This is a genomic window from Pontibacter rugosus, from assembly GCF_042678745.1.
GTDB classification, from domain to species: Bacteria; Bacteroidota; Bacteroidia; order Cytophagales; family Hymenobacteraceae; genus Pontibacter; species Pontibacter rugosus.
The window spans coordinates 1-4,092 of sequence record NZ_JBHTLD010000310.1; the positions used below are offsets into that span (position 1 = coordinate 1).

The window sequence follows — 4,092 nt, forward strand, 5'->3', positions numbered from 1 at the left end:
ATATGTTTAGCACAATGTACATTTTTTATAAAAAAAGTTACATATTGTGCTCGCACAGAAAAAAACCTCTACGATGATGTTAAATTAGCTGGGTTTTACTTCTGCTTTATAAAGAATAACAGCAGTTGCTTACGTATATTTTTGAATAGCCTAGCGGGCAGGGGCAGCTGGTTATAATGCCACTCGTAGTACGGCATAGGCTGCGAACCAAAACTTTGGTAAAAACTTGCTATACTCTCAACCATGGGGCTTTCAAAGTCAAAAACTTGCTTAGTTTCTGCATTGCGCTGGATGATGTCGTCGATTAGCAAAGTTCGCCCATTTTGTTTCCGACCCACTGCATTCGCAGCGTTAAAAATGTAGATGATATACCCCCTAAAGAAAATAAACAATCCGCCTGCGGTAATATCCCCATCTTCCGAAACAGTATACAGGAGCTCACTTGTGCCCTTTTCCACAAGCGCTGTGAATAACTGCCTTAGCATTTGATAGGCCTCATCAGCTACTCCACCATATATTTTTTGCGCAACATTTTGCTTGAATAACTGAACGAGCGGCTCAATATCATTACTCTGAACAACCCTTATCCTTTCACGGCGCGCCTTGTTCAGGTTATACTTACGATCGCGGGTATAGCCTTTCCAGATCTGTTCGTACGGAGGGTTTAGAGGCAGGTAATGCGTGTACAGCAAACGGTATGAATCAGGTTGAACTATAGCCTGCAGTGGTCCTGAATTTGCAGTATTAAAGGTATAGCCGGAGGTGTAACGATACTGTTTCTGAACTAAATCAAGAAATGTGGTAATTTGTTCGGTTGTAAGCTTGTTTCTGGAGTAGATCCCCAACTGCTGGCAAAACAGCGGCTGTTGTAAATAAGAATAGCCATACTTGTACCGCACTGGCAGCGGCATTACAGCAACATACTTGCCATCCACCTGCTCTACCAGCGCCTGCCAGTCTTTCGACACAACATCCAAATACCACGACAGCGCATATACCTGCCCCTGCACTGAGGCTTCAATACATGCATCCCAGGCAGCTTTGTCTATTTGCTTATGTTGGAGAAGGTGCGCCACGTAGCTCCAGCTTATACTTCCTCTGCCACTCCCGAAGAGAAAAAGGCGCGGTATATTTTCATCCGCACATTACGGATCAACCTTACATACAATGGAAGCGCATTACGCCTCAGAGCAAGATACTTTACCTGCCTCGCTCCAAAGCTAGCATAGAAGTGATCAATCTGATCAATCATTGGGCTCTCAAAGTCTAAGACAAAGTCTTTGCCAGCATGTTGCCTTATAATCTCGTCCAGCACCATCGTACGCCCATTCGTTACACGCCCCGTACTGTCTGCTGAGTTAAAGGCATAGCTGATTATTCCATTATACTTGAAAAACAGACAACCAGCATTCACCTTGTCTCCTGCAGTAGTATAAATAAGTTGTGCCACACCCTTCTGTTTCATCACTTGAAATAGGTCCCGTAGCAGCTGGTATGTATGCTCTGAAACGCCTCCGACTACTTTATGCTCTATATGAGTTTTAAAATGCTGAATCAATGGCTCAATATCATCACTCTCAAACATAGACAATCCTGCACGCTGCGCCCTCTTCAGGTTCATTTTACGATCGCGGGTATAGGCTCTGTAGAGGTCTGGATAGGGCTTGTTCAGATCCAGATACCGCGTATACCTGGTGGTAAGTTCATACGCACCCTCTAAAGCTTGCAGGGCTTCAGTATCGCTTAAATTGAAGCGATAGCCATTTATGAATTTATAATGCTTAACTGTTAGCTCCAGAAATTGAACCCTGATATCTGCACTACTCTGCGCTGTAGTATAAATGCCCAATTGGTGCGTGTGAAAAGGCTGCCCCAGGTATGGAAAACCCATTTTGTGAAAGCCGGGCAGTGGCATTGCAGTGATGTACATGCCGTTCTCTTCCTCCACAATAGCCTGCCACCCCGGTGAAACAACATCTAAGAACCAGGATAATGCATATACTTTATCTTCGGCAGATGTAGTTATACATGTATCCCACCTTTTCTTGTCTATCTGCTCGTGTTTGAGGTACCTGATCATACGCATAACTGCAACTCAACTATCTAAATATCTTCTCAAATTACGGCAATATTCTTTTATTTCTTTTCTTGTACTTGTTGGTAGTACTATATAGGCATATGATGCTCACATAGGGAGGCTACCTTACTTAACTTTTGCCCTACAGAAGTGGGACGTGTAAACTAAAACAAATGAGAACAAGTATGGCCGCCAGATAAAAGGAGAGGCCATTGCGAATCCACAACGGCCTCTCCTTTTCATACCCTAAACTTAGATATTAATAGATCTCTTAAGATCGTCAATCTTTAAAGTTATACTATACAAGCTTCTTATAGCGAATGCGCTTTGGCTCAGCATCGCCCAGTCGCTTCTTCTTGTTCTCTTCGTAATCGGTGTAGTTACCTTCAAACCAGTACACCTGCGAGTCTCCTTCAAAAGCAAGGATGTGCGTACAGATACGGTCCAGGAACCAGCGGTCGTGCGAGATAATTACGGCGCAACCAGCAAAGTTCTCCAGCGCGTCTTCCAGCGCACGAATGGCATTCACGTCCAGGTCGTTGGTAGGTTCATCTAGCAGCAACAGGTTGCCGCCTTCTTTTAGCGTCATGGCCAGGTGCACACGGTTGCGCTCCCCACCCGACAGCTTGTCTACTTTCTTCTCCTGATCTCCACCTGTAAAGTTGAACTTGCTCACATATGCACGCGACACAATCTGGCGGCCTGCCATCATCATGTGCTCTGTACCTCCTGATATAATCTCAAACACAGACTTGTTGCCGTCTAGCTGCGCATGCTCCTGGTCAACATAAGAAATCTGTACCGTAGAGCCTACTGTGAAGTTACCGGCATCTGGCTGCTCCTGGCCTGTGATAAGTTTAAACAGAGTAGTTTTACCCGCACCGTTTGGCCCGATAATGCCCACAATGCCACCTTGCGGCAGCTCAAAGCTCAGGTTCTCGAACAGCAGTTTATCGCCGTAGGCCTTACTTACGTTGTTCACCTCAATTACCTGAGAACCCAAACGAGGGCCGTCAGGAATGAACAGCTCCAGCTTTGCTTCTTTCTGGTTTGATTCTTCGCTTGCCAGCTTATCGTACTGACTGATACGTGCCTTCGATTTGGCATGACGTGCTTTCGGAGCCATCTTCACCCACTCCAGCTCGCGCTGCAGTGTTTTCTGGCGCTTGCTTTCCGTTTTCTCTTCCTGAGACAAGCGGTTAGCTTTCTGCTCTAGCCAGCTGCTGTAATTGCCTTTCCACGGAATTCCCTCGCCACGGTCTAGCTCCAGAATCCAGCCAGCCACGTTGTCAAGGAAGTAGCGGTCGTGGGTAACGGCAATAACAGTGCCTTTGTACTGCTTCAGGTGCTGCTCCAGCCAGTCCACCGACTCAGCATCGAGGTGGTTGGTAGGCTCGTCCAGCAGCAGCACGTCTGGCTCCTGTAGCAACAGGCGGCAAAGGGCCACGCGGCGCTTCTCACCACCCGAAAGGTTACCGATAATAGCATCTTCCGGCGGCGTGCGCAGGGCATCCATGGCGCGCTCCAGGCGGTTGTCCAATTCCCATGCGTTGTGGTGGTCTAGTTTCTCCTGCACCTCGCCCTGACGCTCGATAAGTTTGGTCATCTCATCGTCAGTCATCTCCTCGCCAAACTTCATGTTGATCTCGTCGAACTCCTTCAACAGAGCCACCACTTCGCTTACGCCCTCTTCTACTACCTCGCGTACGGTTTTAGTCGGATCCAGCTGCGGCTCCTGCTCCAGGTAACCCACTGAGTAACCCGGCGACCATACCACTTCTCCCTGTATCTGCTTGTCAACACCGGCAATGATCTTCAGCAAACTGGACTTACCCGATCCGTTAAGGCCAAGTACGCCGATTTTGGCGCCGTAAAAGAAGGATAGGTATATATTTTTAAGGACTTGTTTCTGTGGAGGGTAAATCTTACTTACCCCAGCCATTGAAAAGATAATGGTTTCGTTACTCATGTCAGCTTTTTATAGTTCTACACTAATATTCTCTCTGAAAAACCTT

General features: G+C 46.8%; 3 protein-coding genes. All 3 read right to left on the bottom strand.

The window, feature by feature from the left end; all coding sequences use genetic code 11:
* Positions 1-95: 95 nt before the first annotated feature.
* The 3 genes from ACFQ2O_RS20400 to ettA all read right to left on the bottom strand — a co-directional run bounded on the left by ACFQ2O_RS20400 (position 96) and on the right by ettA (position 4,046).
* Positions 96-1,076: a GNAT family N-acetyltransferase gene (locus ACFQ2O_RS20400; protein ID WP_377532443.1), complete on the bottom strand. Its 981-nt coding sequence runs from the start codon at positions 1,074-1,076 to the stop codon at positions 96-98.
* An 11-nt stretch (positions 1,077-1,087) separates the two neighbouring features.
* Positions 1,088-2,080 (bottom strand): GNAT family N-acetyltransferase, encoded by a 993-nt coding sequence (locus tag ACFQ2O_RS20405; protein WP_377532445.1) that lies wholly within the window; start codon positions 2,078-2,080, stop codon positions 1,088-1,090.
* Between the two features lie 295 nt (positions 2,081-2,375).
* Complete coding sequence (gene ettA / locus ACFQ2O_RS20410; RefSeq protein ID WP_377532448.1) at positions 2,376-4,046, bottom strand: energy-dependent translational throttle protein EttA; 1,671 nt, start codon at positions 4,044-4,046, stop codon at positions 2,376-2,378.
* Between the last annotated feature and the right edge of the window lie 46 nt (positions 4,047-4,092).